Here is an 877-nt window from a genome sequence, read left to right on the forward strand (position 1 = left end):
CATCAACGACCCCGACCCCGGACCGGCATAAATCCGCGCCGAATTAACCTCCGGCGGAAGCGCCCCAAAATCAAACATCATTGGCTCCTTTAACCCGTCGCGGCCGCGTTGGCCGCCTCAGTCACCGCGTAGGACCCCGAGCTCATCCTCAGGGTGTTGACGAACATCTCGTGAATCGCCGTGCCCTGGGCGCTCACAGCCTGATACATCTGCGCGTGCGCAGAGAACTGCGCCGCGGTCAGTGCCGACACTTCGTCGGCTGCGGCCGGCACGATCCCCGTCGTCGGGGCCGCCGCCGCGGCGTTCTGCGCGCTGAGCGCCGAACCGATGCTTTGCAGATCGCCCGCGGCCGCGGCCAGCGCCTCCGGCTGCGTCGTGACAAACGACATTAAGATCCCTCCCTGGTTTCGGCTCGCTGGCCTTTGAGGAACGGTTTGCCGGTGGGCTTACCGCAGGCGTGGCTTACTGCTGAGATTAAATGGGTCACGCGGTGCCTCGCCTCCCTAGTGCCGACTGTTCATTCGTGTACAACTTCCGTTCACCTGGCCTTTCCCTATCCGGCCGATGGGGGTCGGGTTAGGACGCTGTAGCGGAAGCCGTATTTGTGGGAGTAGCCCGCGGCGGCCCCGGCGCGGCGGCCCATGACGCCGGTGGGCATGCCGCGCAGCAGGGCGTTGCCCGGAGGGTTGCCGGCCGCGCCGGCCTGCACCGGCAGCGCCTCGGCCTCGGCGTTGGCCGGGCCGACCGCCGAGGTCAGCGTCGCCCACTGCTGGGGCACCGACAAACCCCCGACTTGGGTTGCCTGCCCGGCACCGGCCGAGACGACGTTGCTGCTGAGGCTGCCCAGGTTGCCCAGGCCCAACTGGGCGAACTGCGG

General features: G+C 68.0%; 3 protein-coding genes. All 3 read right to left on the reverse strand.

The window, feature by feature from the left end:
* Positions 1–78, reverse strand: a 78-nt coding sequence (locus A9X03_RS29345; protein WP_156737066.1) for a PPE domain-containing protein, incomplete at its 3' end; no start/stop codon positions are given.
* An 11-nt stretch (positions 79–89) separates the two neighbouring features.
* Complete coding sequence (locus A9X03_RS18890; protein ID WP_067758919.1) at positions 90–389, reverse strand: PE family protein; 300 nt, start codon at positions 387–389, stop codon at positions 90–92.
* A 164-nt stretch (positions 390–553) separates the two neighbouring features.
* Positions 554–877 (reverse strand): PE/PPE C-terminal domain-containing protein (locus A9X03_RS18895; protein WP_197696101.1); only part of this gene is annotated, 324 nt, incomplete at its 5' end.

It is taken from the genome of Mycobacterium sp. E1715, assembly GCF_001667625.1.
Classification (GTDB): Bacteria; Actinomycetota; Actinomycetes; order Mycobacteriales; family Mycobacteriaceae; genus Mycobacterium.

Excerpts from the sequence above, each read along its gene's own strand:
- A9X03_RS18890 (WP_067758919.1), bottom strand. The coding sequence starts at position 389 with ATGTCGTTTGTCACGACGCAGCCGGAGGCGCTGGCCGCGGCCGCGGGC.